This is a genomic window from Anabaena sp. TISTR 8404 (assembly GCF_056847745.1).
The window spans coordinates 6,217,353-6,233,192 of the sequence record NZ_CP180578.1 but is presented as its reverse complement, the minus strand read 5'-3'; the positions used below and the strand labels follow the sequence as shown (position 1 = coordinate 6,233,192).

Annotated in this window: 7 protein-coding genes; 5 read left to right on the top strand and 2 right to left on the bottom strand. The window is 39.8% G+C overall.

Going from position 1 to position 15,840, the window contains the following annotated elements; translation table 11 throughout:
* Window positions 1-131 precede the first annotated feature (131 nt).
* The 3 genes from ACMX3D_RS26970 to ACMX3D_RS26960 all read left to right on the top strand — a co-directional run bounded on the left by ACMX3D_RS26970 (window position 132) and on the right by ACMX3D_RS26960 (window position 8,918).
* Window positions 132-2,336: an alkaline phosphatase family protein gene (locus tag ACMX3D_RS26970; protein ID WP_482748846.1), complete on the top strand. Its 2,205-nt coding sequence runs from the start codon at window positions 132-134 to the stop codon at window positions 2,334-2,336.
* 128 nt (window positions 2,337-2,464) lie between these two features.
* Window positions 2,465-8,335: an ATP-binding sensor histidine kinase gene (locus ACMX3D_RS26965; protein WP_482748845.1), complete on the top strand. Its 5,871-nt coding sequence runs from the start codon at window positions 2,465-2,467 to the stop codon at window positions 8,333-8,335.
* Window positions 8,336-8,366: 31 nt separating this feature from the next.
* On the top strand, window positions 8,367-8,918 hold the full coding sequence (locus ACMX3D_RS26960; protein WP_482752437.1) for a 2'-5' RNA ligase family protein: 552 nt from the start codon (window positions 8,367-8,369) through the stop codon (window positions 8,916-8,918).
* A 173-nt stretch (window positions 8,919-9,091) separates the two neighbouring features.
* Here ACMX3D_RS26960 and ACMX3D_RS26955 read toward each other — a convergent pair whose 3' ends face one another.
* Window positions 9,092-10,144, bottom strand: a complete 1,053-nt coding sequence (locus tag ACMX3D_RS26955; protein ID WP_482748844.1) for a tellurite resistance TerB family protein — start codon at window positions 10,142-10,144, stop codon at window positions 9,092-9,094.
* A gap of 698 nt (window positions 10,145-10,842) precedes the next feature.
* Here ACMX3D_RS26955 and ACMX3D_RS26950 point away from each other — a divergent pair.
* Together ACMX3D_RS26950 and ACMX3D_RS26945 are read left to right on the top strand one after the other, a co-directional pair.
* The gene (locus ACMX3D_RS26950) at window positions 10,843-12,771 is read left to right on the top strand and encodes an alpha-amylase family glycosyl hydrolase (protein WP_482748843.1); all 1,929 of its coding nucleotides are present in this window, start codon (window positions 10,843-10,845) and stop codon (window positions 12,769-12,771) included.
* 193 nt (window positions 12,772-12,964) lie between these two features.
* The gene (locus ACMX3D_RS26945; RefSeq protein WP_482748842.1) at window positions 12,965-14,449 is read left to right on the top strand and encodes a site-2 protease family protein; all 1,485 of its coding nucleotides are present in this window, start codon (window positions 12,965-12,967) and stop codon (window positions 14,447-14,449) included.
* 716 nt (window positions 14,450-15,165) lie between these two features.
* Here the strand turns inward: ACMX3D_RS26945 and ACMX3D_RS26940 are convergent.
* Window positions 15,166-15,828 carry a PAP/fibrillin family protein gene (locus ACMX3D_RS26940; RefSeq protein WP_482748841.1) on the bottom strand — a complete coding sequence of 221 codons (663 nt, stop codon included), beginning with the start codon at window positions 15,826-15,828 and terminating at the stop codon, window positions 15,166-15,168.
* Window positions 15,829-15,840: the final 12 nt, after the last annotated feature.

Sequence of the window (15,840 nt, the reverse complement as noted above, 5' to 3'; positions counted from 1 at the left end):
TTTAACTTATCAATTGTCAAGACTGCTCCACTTAAGATTTTCATAGCCTTTCGTTAACATGTCGTCCATAAATTGAAAATCAAGAATCAATCATCTCAGTCAATTTACGGCATTGTGCTTACGGAGGACAAGTGAGCAACTATTTAAAATTCTATGGAATAAATCAAGCATTTCAATGGCTATGGCAAACTTTGAGACATAAGTTATTCCTACGCCTATCTGTTGTGGTGCTGGTGACTTTTCTCCTCAGTTTAACGGTGCATTCAATAGCTGCTCAACCAATATCAAGTACACCACGTCCTAAAGTGATTTTGATTTCCCTAGATGGCGCAACACCAGATTTTGTTGAAGAATATCTCAAAGAAGGTGTACTAAGTCGAAAACAGGGATTAGGACTGCTGAGGAAACAAGGAGTTTATGCAGAGCGGAACATCACTTGTAGCGCATCTCTAACTGCTGCTTGCCATGTAGCAATTGGTACAGGTTCAACTGCTGCTCGCAATGACATTAACGCTAATACATTCCACTTGGTTGCTAGTCCTTTTACTTCTAATATCAGTGGTTTTGGCGCTCCTATTGGTGGTTATTCGACTATTGGCCTGGCTGCAAGTGTGCAACCGACTGCTGAACCAGTGTGGATTGGACTTCAGCGAAATAGTAAGAAAGTGGTAGCGGCCACCTTCCCCGGCGCAGATGGAGTTGATGTCCGAGTACCTGGTTTAGCAAATAGCCCAATTATTGATCCTGCAAATAGAAGAACTGTATCTTACACAGTTCCTTTTGGAGCTTTTGCTGGGGTAGGTGCAAGCGGTTTTAGTTTAACCGCAGCCAACTTTAGTCCGGCTTCTAACCAAATTGTTAGTCAAATCAACAGTGCAGGCAGAGTGTCTTACAGCCCTGTTCAACAGGCTGCTTTAGACGATCGCTTTACTGTTGGTGGTGTTAGTTATGATATCCAAGTTGCAGCATTAGATACAACCAATGATCGCCGGATCAACTACGACACTTTAGTCTTTTTTGATGCTCAGATTGGCATTCCAACCGGGCCTTTTAGTTTACCAGCAACTGGCCCTGCTTATGTCAGAGCAAGCGATCGCCGCTCTAGCTTATTTTACCTGGAAGGTAGTTCTAATCAAGCAGGCACAGCATTTTACGTCAGCAATCTTGCTCCAGACCTCAGTACCGTAAGAATTGCCCGTTATTCTGCCAATGCAATTCCGCGAAACCCAGCAGTACAAACTAGCATTGATGATATCCTCACCAACGTTGGCTTTTGGTCTCCCCAGGCTGATTTTCGGATTCCAGAACGCCTCAGCCCCGGATTTACAACTTTCCCCGACAGTGAACTAGAAGCTATTTACGAAGACCAAGTTCAACTATTTGTAGACTATCAAACTCGACTGGCATTGAGAGCGATCGACCAAAATCCCGATGCCGATTTAGTCATGGTTTATATTGAACAACCAGATGGCTCAGAACACCAGTTTCTTTTAACTGACCGCCGTCAACCTAGTGACCCAACAAATCCCTCCTCAATTGGCCCAGGACAAGATAGAGCCAAAGTTGCTCGATACAGAACCTACGTACAAAATGGTTATCAGGCTGCTAATAATGCTGTACAGCGCATTATTAACGCAGTGGGTACAAATCGCCAAGGTAGACCCAATAGTAACATCCTAGTTGTTTCAGATCACGGCTTTTCACCCTTCCACACAGCAGTTAACCTGAATAACTACTTAATTAGTAGAGGTTTTGACTTAACGAAAGTCCGCGCTGTAACATCAGGGCCAGCCGCCAATATCTATATCAATCTTCAAGGACGTGAACCCAACGGCGTTGTTAGTCGTGCTGAATATATGACTCTACAACGGCAAATCATCATTGCTTTGCGGGAATTGGTAGACACAAATCCCATATATGTTCGGGGAAGACGACAAAGTATTTTTGAGCGGATATACCCTCGTCCATTACCAGCCGATTTAAATGATCCAAAATTTGGCTTGGGTACAAGCGAATTTGTTGGTCAGGATACTGGTGATGTCTTTGCCATCATGCGTGAGGGATATAACTTTGACGGTACACAAAATCCCGTTGTGACTCGTTTAGGAGATACCGATAACTCCGTTTTTTCTGTGCCTAATTTTTATGGGGCGCATGGCTACGATCCCAACATCCCTAATCTCAGTGCCATTTTTTATGCCGCAGGCCCTGACATCAAGCGTCGTGGTAATATTGGTACAATTCGCAATATCGATATAGCCCCAACTATCAACCGCTTATTAGGTGTTCCTTCTGCACGAACAGTTCAAGGACAAGCTCTCAACATCATAAATTAACCTACTTAAACACTGAGATACTGTTGAGTGTCAACAGTATCTCATGAGTGCTTCAAGGTAGCAGTATTTTGGCAAATTTGGAATGCGGACTGGGAACACTAACTCCAGGTAAGTAGGAGATAGAGGCGATGGTCAGCATATTTGAGGTTCAACTCCCTGGTTATAGTATCAACGACAAAATTTACTCAGGTACGCGGACGCTAGTTTACCGAGGAATCCGGGAGCAAGACCAAAAACCTGTAGTGATTAAGCTGATGCGTTTAGAATACCCTAGCTTTCACGAACTTCTACAATTTCGGAACCAGTATGTTATTGCCAAAAATCTCGACCTACCTGGCGTAATTCAACCCTACAGCCTAGAAACCTACCATAACGGTTACGCTTTAGTTATGGAAGATTTTGGGGGGATATCCCTAAAAGAATGGGGAATACAGCAGAGAAATACCCAATCCATTACAAATTTCTTGCAGGTAGCAATCCTTATTGCAGATATCTTGAGCCAACTACACAGCAATGTCTGCGGCGGACTACGCGTTATTCATAAAGATATTAAACCCGCGAATATTTTAATTAATCCAGAGACAAAACAAGTAAAATTAATCGATTTTAGTATTGCCTCTCTTTTACCGCGAGAAGTTCAAGAAATTCAAAGTTTTAATGTTTTAGAAGGAACTCTTGCTTATTTATCTCCTGAACAAACTGGACGCATGAATCGGGGGGTTGACTATCGCGCAGATTTTTACTCGCTAGGTGTGACTTTTTACGAAATATTGACTGGACAATTACCATTTCAATCAGATGATCCAATGGAATTAGTTCATGCACACCTGGCAAAAAAACTCACACCACCTCATCATCTCAATCCTCATATACCCTTGGTAATTTCGCAAATTATTACCAAACTAATGGCGAAAAATGCAGAAGAACGTTATCAAAGTGCTTTGGGCTTAAAATATGATTTAGAAACTTGTTTGCACAGCTTAAAAAAAATAGGAGAAATCCCAGTTTTTGACATTGCAAAAAGAGATGTACAAGACCATTTTATGGTTCCAGAAAAGCTTTATGGTCGAGAGCAAGAAGTGCAAACTCTAATAGATGCTTTTGAGCGGGTTGCTAATGGGGCATCAGAATTAATGCTAGTAGCAGGATTTTCAGGGATTGGCAAAACCGCAGTTGTGAATGAAGTGCATAAACCAATAGTTAAACAACGTGGTTACTTTATCAAAGGAAAATTTGACCAATTCAATCGCAATATTCCCTTCTCGGCATTTGTGCAAGCTTTTCGCAATTTGATGGGGCAATTGTTAACAGAAACAGATGCAGTCATTCAACAATGGAAAACTAAAATAATCGAAGCATTAGGAGAAAATGCACAGGTAATTATTGAAGTTATTCCTGAATTAGAGTTAATTATTGCTCAGCAACCACCAGTACCAGATTTATCGGGTAGTGCGGCGCAAAATCGCTTTAATTTATTACTACAAAAGTTCATTCAAGTATTTAGTACTAAAGAACACCCACTCGTAATATTTTTAGATGATTTGCAATGGGCTGATTCGGCTTCATTGAAACTCATGGAGTTACTAATCAGTAATGGCAACAATAGTCATTTACTATTAATTGTAGCTTATAGAGATAATGAAGTAACAGCAACCCATCCCTTGATGTTAACTCTAGAGAAAGTTGCTCAAACAACAGCAAATATTAATACCATTACATTACAAAATCTCAGTTATTTACAACTAAATAAGTTAGTGGCTGATACATTGAGTTGCGTTGAAGAGTTGGCATGTTCTCTTTCACAATTAATCTATCAGAAAACCCAAGGGAACCCATTTTTTGCTACACAGTTTTTGAAATCGTTATACCAAGATGGGTTAATTGAGTTTAATTTTTCCGAGGAATGTTGGCAATGTGACATTACCCAAATTAATCAGCAAGCCCTGACTGATGATGTAGTTGAATTTATGGCATTTCAATTGCGCAAGCTGCCGCAATCAACTCAACAAGTTCTCAAACTGGCAGCTTGTATAGGTAATCAATTTGACTTAAAAATCTTGGCAATAGTTTTTGAGCAATCAGAGATAGAAACGGCTGCTTATTTGTGGAATGCTTTGCAAGAAGGATTAATTTTACCTCGAAATGATATTTATAAGTTTTATATTGGTGAGGTAAATCAAGCAGTTAGCCACGAAAATTCTGAGATTGTTGCTTATAAATTCTTGCATGACCGTGTTCAACAAGCTGCCTATTCTTTGATTCCTGAATCTCAAAAAAAATATACGCATTTAAAAATTGGTCAACTACTTTTACAAAACACATCTTCTGAAGCATTGGAAAGCTGTATTTTTGAGATTGTTGGGCAGTTAAATCAAGGAATTGATATTATCACGCAACAATCAGAAAAATACAATTTAGCGCAATTGAATTTGTTGGCTGGGAGAAAAGCTAAAGCTTCTACAGCCTATAAAGCAGCCGTTAAATACTTGACATCAGGTATAGAATTGCTGCCAGAAAGTAGTTGGGATACTCACTACACACTTACATTTGGTTTATATCGAGAGCTTGCCGAGTGTGAATATTTAACTGGCAATTTAAATCAAGCTGAAAAACTGTTTGATTTAGCTTTAGATTATGCTCAGGATAAATTTGCTCAAGCAGATATTTATGCTATTCAGATGTATCTGAAAATGACTCAAGGTGAAAATATCCAAGCTGCTTGTGAAGCTGGATTACAAGGGTTGAGTATTATGGGGATGCAACTACCACTTGCCGTTGAAGAACAACAAGCGGCAATCAAAAGAGAATTAGAAGAGTTAAATACTAAACTGGCAACGGTTCATCCAGCAGATTTATTCAATCTACCTGAGATGACAGACCCTGTTAATAAGTTGTGTATGAGTCTTTTAGCTGACCTTTGGGCAGCTACTTATATGGCAGGACTTCAACACCTTGCTGTGCTGAGTCCTTTACTCATGATTAATTTATCTTTGCAATATGGCAATGCTCAAGCTTCTGGTTTTGCTTACTGTCTTTATGGCATGAATTTAGCAAATCAAGGAAATTATCAAACAGCTTATGAGTTCGGCACATTAGCACTAAAACTCGATCGCCATTTTAACAGCACCAAGTTTATATATAAGACTAACAATATCTTTGCCCACACGATTAATCCTTACAATCGGCATTTGAAAACGAATTTAGTAGTGTCGCAGCAATCGTTCCAAGTCAGTCGCGAAGCCGGAGATGTAGTATTTGGTGTCTGGGCGGTTTCGTTTTTGATTTGGGCAATGTTAGTCAAAGGCGATCGCCTTGCTGATGTGTATGCAGAAACGGAAAAATACCTCAGTTATGTACAGCAAGTAAATGATGTAAATATGCTGTATGCCTTTACATTACAGCGACAGTTCCTCCTGCACTTGCAAGACTCAGCGCAAAAAACAGATTTATTGGGCGATCGCCACAACCAAGAAGTACCATACATCGATGTTTGGCGACAAAAGCAGAATTTTGAACACGGAATTAATTGGTACTGTTTTCTCAAACTCCAACTTGCTTACATTTATGGACATTATGCAGACGGCGTTGCAGCCGCCACAGAAGCCCAGAAAACCTTACCTGCTAACGCTGGGTTTTTCCCAATTATTCAGTACCATTTCTATTATCCCTTGTGTTTAGCAGCACTTTATCCCACTGCCACACCAGAAGAACAACAACAGTATTGGATTCTGCTGCAACAACATCAGCAAATTAACAAACAATGGGCAGATAATTGCCCAGAAAACTTTCAACATCGATATTTGTTGCTATCAGCAGAAATGCTAAAAATTTCTGGTAAGGGTATCGAAGCAATAGATTTATATGATCGCGCCATTGCTTTTGCCAAAGCTAACGAATATCTTCACGAAGAAGCGATCGCTAATGAACTTGCGGCCAAGTTTTACCTAGAATGGAGTAAGGAGAAAGTGGCCGCAGGCTATATGCAGGAAGCTTACTACTGCTATGCCCGATGGGGAGCATTAACTAAAATTAATGATTTAGAAAAAAGTTATCCCCAACTGTTGCAACCAATTCTGCAACAGCGACAACTCAGCCTGAACCCTCTGGAAACGATTGCCAATGTTGGTTTTACGCGGAGTGGTTCATCCAGTGGCACTTCTAGCAGTAGCAGTAACAGTATTTCTGATGCTCTTGATTTTACTTGTATCCTCAAGGCGGCTCAAGCTATCTCCAGTTCTATCGAATTAGAGCAACTGATTGTTACTCTCACCCGCATTATTTTAGAAAACTCTGGAGCCAAAAAAACTGTACTGATTCTGCCGCAAGAAGATACTTGGCAAGTACGAGTAATTACTTATATCAATCACGAAGCTAATTCTGGGTGTGAAATCAAAACTATCTTGGACACACAACTAGTAGACACTTGTGCTGAAATACCCAGACAACTGATTTATTACGTCAAAAATACTCAAGAAACAGTAGTCATTGATAACCTGCAAACTGAGATTTCTGGCTTGATTGGGGAATATATGCACTTTGTCCAACCCAAGAGTGCATTATGTATGCCAATTCTTAATCAAGGACATTTGGCGGGTATTCTTTATCTCGAAAATAAACTGACTCAAGGGGTATTTACTAGCGATCGCTTAGTTATTTTAAATTTACTTTGTACCCAAGCGGCAATTTCTCTAGAAAATGCGCGACTCCACGCCCTGGAACAAGAGAAATCTTATCATCTAGAGCAATCTCAAAAAAAATTGCAACTGATCATTCAAAAAACATCTGTAGTTGTAGTAGAGTGGAATACTTCTTTTGAATTTCAGGCTTGGAATCCAGCAGCAGAAAAAGTGTTTGGCTATCGAGAAGAGGAAATTATAGGTAGACATTTCCGTTGCATTATTCCCGAAGAGTATCATATCTATGTGGATGATGTGGCTGCCCAACTTTTAGCTGAAAGCGGAGGCTCTCATGCAATTAATGAAAACTTGACTAAGGATGGCAGACGGATTATTTGTGAGTGGTTTAATGCTCCGATGTTTAACTCGAATGGTGAGGTTTGTGGCGGAGTTTCGATGGCTTTAGATATTACTGAACGCAAACAAGCAGAAACCGCTTTACAACAAAAATCTCAGGAATTAGAACAAGCACTACAAAACTTACAACAAGCACAGTTAAAAATTGTCCAAAGCGAAAAAATGTCTGCTTTGGGTAATCTGATTGCAGGTGTCGCTCACGAAATTAATAACCCTGTTGGCTTTATTAACGGCAATATTCAACCAGCATACGAAGGTGTTCAAGATTTATTTTATTTGCTTGACCTTTATCAAGCAAAATTTCCCAATCCAGGCGAAGATATTGAACTGGAAATGGAGAATATTGATTTAGAATATCTCCGAGAAGATTTACCAAAATTAATTGCTTCCATGAAACAAGGAGTGCAACGCATTCACGAAATTAGTAATAGCTTGCGGACATTCTCTCGCGCTGATTCGGAAAATAAAGTTCCTTTTAACATTCACGATGGCTTAGATAGCACTATCTTAATTCTCAAACACCGTCTCAAAGCAAATGAAAACCATCCAGCAATTGAAATTATTAAAAATTACGCTGATTTACCACAAATTGAGTGTTTCCCTGGACAGTTAAATCAGGTGTTTATGAATTTACTCGCCAACGCCATTGACGCATTAGAAGATTCTAATATTGGACGTAGCTTTGTAGATATTCAAGCTAAGCCAAATCTCATCACCATTACTACTAAGCTAAGTGATGCTAACAAGCAAGTGAATATTAGTATCAAAGATAATGGTGTAGGAATAACTCCCGAAGTCAAAGATAAAGTTTTTGACCATCTTTATACTACGAAAATGGTGGGTAAAGGTACAGGTTTAGGATTAGCGATCGCCCGTCAAATTATTGTCGAAAAACACGATGGAAATCTCGAAGTTAATTCTGCACCAAACCAAGGCGCAGAGTTTGTAATTACACTTCCAATGTGAACACAAATAGATACAGCAGAATTATTGTATGATGAAACTTTTTTTCGTCGCTTTGTTGCCACCGCCAGACATTCAGGCTTATGCTAACCAAATCAAACAATTCTTTGCTGAAAACTACAACAGTCGCCGCGCCCAAAAATCGCCGCCACACATTACACTGCAACCACCTTTTAGATGGGTAGATGATAATTTGCCATCTTTAGAAATATCTTTGCGGGAGTTTGCTAACCACCAGCAGCCACTACTAGTGACACTCGATGGTTTTAATGCTTTTGCTCCCCGCGTTATCTATATTGATGTGGTGAGAAGTCAAGAACTGTTAACTTTACAAGCAGATTTAATGACGCACATGGAAACCAACTTAGGAATTGTGGATAAAGTTGGTAAAAAGCGTTTGTTTGCGCCGCATATGACAGTGGCATTTCGAGATTTAACAAAGCAGAATTTTAAAGCTGCTTGGCCGGAATTTGCCAATCGTCAGCTGCATTTTGAATTTACCACCGACAAGTTAACGCTATTGCTTCATGATGGTAAGCAATGGAATATTAAATCGGAGTTTATGTTTTTGAGGAGTGATTCATGACTTCTCAACGGCTTGATGAATATAGCAGTCCGTGTGAGAGTTATAGCGAAGTGCTGAGTGCTGAGTGCTGAGTAGGAACTCAGTATTACCAGAGGTTTCAGCGATCAATATAGTCCTAACCTATGCTTCGACTGCTATACAAATAAATCTACTCCTTACTTCCTACTCCTTATCTAATTGAACTCCATAGTTTCCACAAAGGACAAAATATTATCCTTGATGTACTCAGCTTCTTCGGCGATCGCATTTGGTTTTTCGCCATTGAAAAAGCTGCGTTGATTGCTAACTATATATAAAAACTCACCATTAATAAAGGCAAGTAGTCCTCGGTACGCATCCAATCGGGTGGCAGTGCCGTTATTTTCTTGTTGAGACATTGTTGAACCTTTTGGCATATCAACTAACGCGTAGTATGCTCCTGCAAAGGTATCTTCTAAATACTCGCTAAACTTCACTTGCGCATCTGCAACATTAGTAAAAATTGCTTGTGGTACATACTTTTCTACTAATATTTGCTGTAAATATTCTTCTTGTCCTTGAGATTCTAATTCTTCCAACTGTTCTGGCGGGATGGGATAATAATCAATCCGTAGCAAAGTCCCAAAGTCATCAGAAAAACCGACTACTCCTTCTTGTGTTTGAATTCTACCGCCTTGTTCTGGGTCAACGGGAATGGGGACTGTAAAATTTCCTAGGGGTGATTCATAGACATCTTCGGTGTATTCTTCGACAACAGTAATTGTGTCTTCTTCATCGAAGTATTCTTGATTTTCTGCTGCTTGAAAGGCAGCAATTATTTCTTTTTTGATTTCTTCGGCTTCTTCATCTTCCAGTTCTAAGGCTTCTTGTAACTGTTTGAGGAAAGGTTCTTTATTTTTGGGAATAATCAATTCTTCTTCATCTAAAAGTGCGACTACCCCAGCTGCAAAACCATCTAATACGACATCTTCGGTAAGAGATTCATTAGCAGTGTTAAACAACGGACTCAGCCCTTCTGATTCTGCTATACCAATGAGTTTATCGACGATTTCGACAATTTCATCTTCTGAGTATTCTTCAAAAACTTCAAATTGCCACAATATTCCTGCTAAACCTTCAGGATCTACTTCCTCAACGGAAGAATCTGCGATCGCAGTCACCACAGCAATTGCTGCTACAGCTTCCTCAGGATTCAGAGATTCTGCTAATGTCTTTTGTGAGTTAAAAACCTTGTCATAATTAGCCATAATTGTTACACCTTTTGATTGTTACTAGTTTTGTTAAAGGTGGCGATCGCCTAAAATTTCAATTCAATTTCTTCATGTTGAAATTTATTTGTATTCAATACACTTAACTTTCTTCATCCTCCATATGAGACATCCATACAGTAATTTGCTCTTTTCTCTCAAAACTTAGTTTCAAACAGAAATCAGCAAAAATTTGGCGCAAATGTAGAACAGTTCCCTATCAATTATCTTAATTCGTCTTGAGAATACTTGTTTTCCTGAAAATTCCTGGGTTTTAATAGATGAATTTAATAATTCATCTACTGCTAATGATTACCATAAAAAGGCAATTTAGATTTTTTTTTAACAGTTCTATAAATTCTCTCATAATCCTTAAAAAGCCTGTAGAGCAATCAGCATTTGCCGTCCTGATATCGGATGCGGCATCTAGGTTTTATTCCAGAAGTTAAATATTAATAAATACTTAATTTTTTGGCTGCTTTGTATCAACGAATCTTGACAATGTTTTCAATATATATTCTGAAAAATCTCCATAGCCGAACTGCTACAAGCAGAAGTTTTTATCCTCTAGCAAGAGGACTATATCTAACGATAGAAATATAAACTAGCTCTCGATAGATTTTCTTTACCAAGAGCAGGATGGCATAATACCGAAGTGAAAAGAAACACATAGTTAATATTTAGAAATTTTAAAATTTATGGTGCAAACACCTCCGTCTCAATTCTCACCAGAGCAATACAAGGTAGATTCGGCAACGGCAGAAGTAGAAGCTCTTATTCAAACACCACCATCAGATACAGAGATTGACCTAGAATTTCTCTACACCAGAGATATTGAATTTCGCCAAGAAACAATTTACTTTATCGTTGTTGATCGCTTTTATGACGGCGACCCCGAAAATAGTCAAGGTAGTAACTCAGAACTCTACGATCCCACCGGACAAGACTGGGGTAAATACTGGGGTGGCGATTTACAAGGTGTAATCGACAAATTAGACTATCTCAAAAATATGGGAGTTACCGCTATTTGGTTAACTCCCCTGTTTGAGCAAGTAGAAGAATTATTTGTTGGTAATGCAGCCATACATGGTTATTGGACAAAAGACTTTAAACGCATCAATCCCCGCTTTATTGCTAAAGACGAAAACCCTTCTTTAAATGAAACTCAAGAAGCAAAAAATACGACATTTGACCGCTTAATTGCAGAGTTGCACAAGCGGAATATGAAACTGGTACTGGATATTGTTTGTAACCACAGCACCCCTGATACTAGCGGTAGTAAAGGTGAATTGTATGATGATGGCGTAAAAATTGCTGACTTTAATAACGATGTCAATCACTGGTATCACCATTATGGTGAAGTGCAAGACTGGGAAGATGATTGGCAAGTGCAAAACTGTGAATTAGCAGGTTTAGCAACCTTTAATGAAAATAACAGTGAATATCGGGAGTACATCAAAGGTGCTATTAAACAATGGCTAGACCGAGGTGTAGATGCACTGCGGGTAGACACTGTAAAGCATATGCCTATCTGGTTTTGGCAAGAATTCACAGGCGATATGTATAACCATAGACCAGATGTATTCATTTTTGGCGAATGGATTTACAGCCATCCTGGTGACGATCGCTCTGTGGAATTTGCCAACAATTCTGGCATGACTATACTAGACTTTGGGTTGTGCGTGGCAATTCGCGCTGCACTAGCCCAAGGTTCAGAAAATGGATTTCACACCATTCAATACATTTTTGATGAAGACTATCGCTACAACGGTGCGACTGAGTTAATCACCTTCATCGATAACCACGATATGCCGCGCTTTCAATCGCTGAATCCTGATCCGGCGATGTTGAAAGTTGCGATCGCTTTGATTATGACATCTCGTGGTATTCCCTGTATTTATTACGGTACAGAACAGTATCTTCATAACGACACCGATGGCGGTAATGACCCATACAACCGCCCCATGATGGAAAAATGGGACAACGATACAGAAATTTATCGTTACATTCGGTTATTGTCTGGCTTACGACGGCTGAACCCGGCTGTGTCAATGGGTAGTCATTGGCAAAAATATCTCACCCCCGATGTTTACTGCTACGTGCGCCGTTATCGTGATTCTCTGTGCTTTGTTGCCCTCAACCGAGGTGGGGAAGTAACATTGCCAGAAATTGAGACAGAACTACCCGATGGCGAACATACTTGTGTTCTCACACGAAATAAATATGAAGTCAAAGATGGCAAAATTGTCAACCTGCAACTAGAAGAACGGGGAGTAATTGTTATCAGCCACGTTGGCGAAAGAATTAAAGGTCAGACTATTATTCGGGTGCAACTCAATGGCGTACAAACTCAACCAGGTGAAACAATTGTCGTCACAGGAGACTGCCCAGAGTTAGGTAATTGGGATATTAGTAAAGCTTATCCTTTGGAATACATCAATACTAATACTTGGTTTGCCGAGATTCCCTTTAACGAAAGTGCTGGCAAGTTGATTAGTTATAAATATGCCATGTGGCGTGAAGGGCGATCGCCATTACGCGAAAATACTACACCTCGCCGTTGGGTAGTAGCCAAAGAAGGCACAGTCAAATGGCGTGACACTTGGGCCACAGGAAGAGAGTCTTAGAAGAAGCAGAGGAGCAGGGGGCAGGGTGCAAGGGGAGAAATTTATCCTTTCCTTGTCCTGCTAATTTCCTTGGCGAAAAAGACCTACTTCTCACTACTGATTTGGGCAGGAAACAGGTAGCGTTATACATTAATAATGTATCTCTCACACCTGACCAACTCAGGCTTGGTCTTTCACCGCGAAGGGTTTGGAAATGTTTGCTTCCTCAGAGACTCCTATAATTGCAGCAATTGTATTAGTAGCTTTCGGAATTTTGGGTTGGGGCTTTTATCGCGCCAGACCTTTTGGGAAACTGGGAATCTTAGCCTGGTTGCAGTCAGTGGTGTTAATGGCTCCCTGGCTGTTATTCTTTGGTTTGTTTGCTGCCGGCATTTACCTTAACATAGTTGGTATATTATTGCTGGTAGTAGCTTCTGCTGGTTTGTACATCTACCTTGGCAGACAACTGCGGGCGGCTGGGCAAGATGCCATTCTCAAGCAACGAGCAACAGAACGACTTGCAGCTAATTCTACTGCGGAGGAGAATGCTGCACAACCACGAGTCATTGCCGAACTGAAAATTGAAGTAGTATCAATTCCCGAAGCCGACTTAAATGTTATTAAAGGCATTTTTGGCATTGATACATTTTTCGCCACAGAAACGATCGCCTACCAAGAAGGCGCTATCTTTAAAGGTAATCTCCGCGGCGAACCTCAAGAAGTTCATAACCGCCTCAGTGCTACTTTGCGAGAACGTCTTGGTGAGCAATATCGCTTATTCTTGGTAGAAAATACAGACGGTAAACCTGTAGTAATAGTACTTCCAAGCCGCAACGATCCCCGTCCCACAACAGCAGCGCAAAAAGCCTTTGCCGGTATTTTGTTCATCGCTACTCTTGCTACCTGTTTAGAAACTGCGGGATTATTGCTGAATTTTGATTTATTTGCCAACGCAGCACGGTTAACAGAAGCTTTACCCATAGGTCTGGGCATATTGGCAATTTTAATAGCACACGAAATTGGTCATTGGATACTTGCCCGTCGTTATCAAGTCCGTCTTAGCTGGCCTTTCTTTTTACCTGCTGTACAAATCGGTTCCTTTGGTTCAATTACACGTTTTGAGTCTCTTTTACCCAACCGTACTGCATTATTTGATATTAGTTTGGCAGGGCCAGCAGCTGGCGGTCTTGTGTCTTTGATGATGTTGATTGTGGGATTATTACTTTCTCACCCAGGTAGTTTATTCCAATTGCCTAATCAATTCTTCCAAGGCTCGATTTTGGTGGGTAGCTTGGCACGGGTTGTCCTCGGTTCAGCATTACAATCACCTTTAGTTAACGTCCATCCTTTAGTTATTATTGGTTGGTTGGGGTTGGTAATCACCGCCTTAAACTTAATGCCAGCCGGTTCTCTAGATGGTGGACGCATTGTCCAAGCTATTTATGGTCGTAAAACTGCGGGAAGGGCAACAATAGCAACTTTAATTTTGCTGGCGTTAGTTTCTCTCGGTAATACTTTGGCAATGTACTGGGCAATTGTGATTCTGTTTTTACAACGAGATTTAGAACGCCCCAGCTTAAATGAAATCAGCGAACCCGATGATGCTAGAGCTGCTTTAGGTCTTTTGGCTTTGTTCTTAATGATTGCCACTCTTTTACCCTTGACTCCCGGCTTGGCTGGGCGTTTGGGCATTGGGTGATAAGTATGAAGTCTGAAGTCTGAAGAATCTTCAAAAAATTGTAGTGGCGTAACTCAACTAAATGAAATAGTCTACGTCACTACTACCAAAAAAGCTCCGCGTAATTTTGCGTTTACCTCTTCATTCCTCCGCGTTTAAAAACACTTAGCAACCTAAGAAATGTTCTAAAACCTCTCAATTCAAAAACTAAAATTAACACAATAATTATTTTATTTCTGAAAATATTCTCTAAAGTTATTATGATTTGATGTTGGGTTACGGCGTAAATGTAGATTTACCATTTTGCTTTCAATATTTTTCATACACCTTCACCCAACCTACTAATAGTATGAGCTTTCTGAACAGATGACTTAATAATCACTGTCAGCTACACAAATACCTTTACATTTAATACCGTTCGTAGCAGTGCGCTGACAATGAGGACAGAGAATTTTTTCGTCTTCTGTTTCTTGATTTATCTCTATACTATTGCTTACTTGTAATTTATCGTTTTCGATCTGAAGTTTTGTATTCATAAGAATTGAGAATATTTTGCAATTTACAGTAATGCTGACAATATCTCAATTTTATCTTACTAGAACTTACACAAAAACTATCTCAAAATTTCATTCTTCTATGTCTTGCACGTCCTACCGGATACTCCTTTTTAAGAACTCGTAAGAGTAGCAGCTAATGAGTCTATGGAGAGTTATCCTGTTGGCTGCATTGACATCAACTTATTCAAAGCGGGAATTAGAAGGCGTGTCAAGTAAATCATTAGATTTAGAGAGAATGAATAAACTACCATCACCTCCACGTCCAATTCTTAAACTTTCATCTAAATAAGTAATGTCAAGGGTGGCAATTCTGCCAGCAGGATTTTTAGCAGGAATAACCTTAAATGGGTTGAGTTGGGGTGTATTAATGCCGACAATCTTTTTAATTGATAGGTAGCGTTTGTCAAAATAGACATTGATGCGTTTGTTTGGGACAGGTGATAAATCTGCTGTTGCAGGTTCAAAGTTAGCTGTTACTCTCACATATCCCGATAGTAGCCCAAGAGAATGTTTGACTTTAGCTAAGTTAAAAAATCGTTTATTGGTAACATCAATTACTTGGTAGACTTTACCTAGCTTTAAACCCAATGGCAGGGAAGTTAAAGAAAGGATTTCTCTGGCTGTTGAGTATTGCAGTTGCCAAGCTCCTTCTAGTAGAGAAGTGGCATATAAAAGAGGGTTAGGATTCGGATTGAAGCTTTCAAGTTCCGCCGTTAATTGTTCAATTTCTGCGGCGGTATTTTTATCTAGCTGCAAATTGGTAACAGGAGAGCCATCGCTTTTGGTTTGGAGATGATCAAGCAAGGCTTGTAATTTTTCCTTTAATAAAATTCGGTTATTCAAGGGTTATCTTCC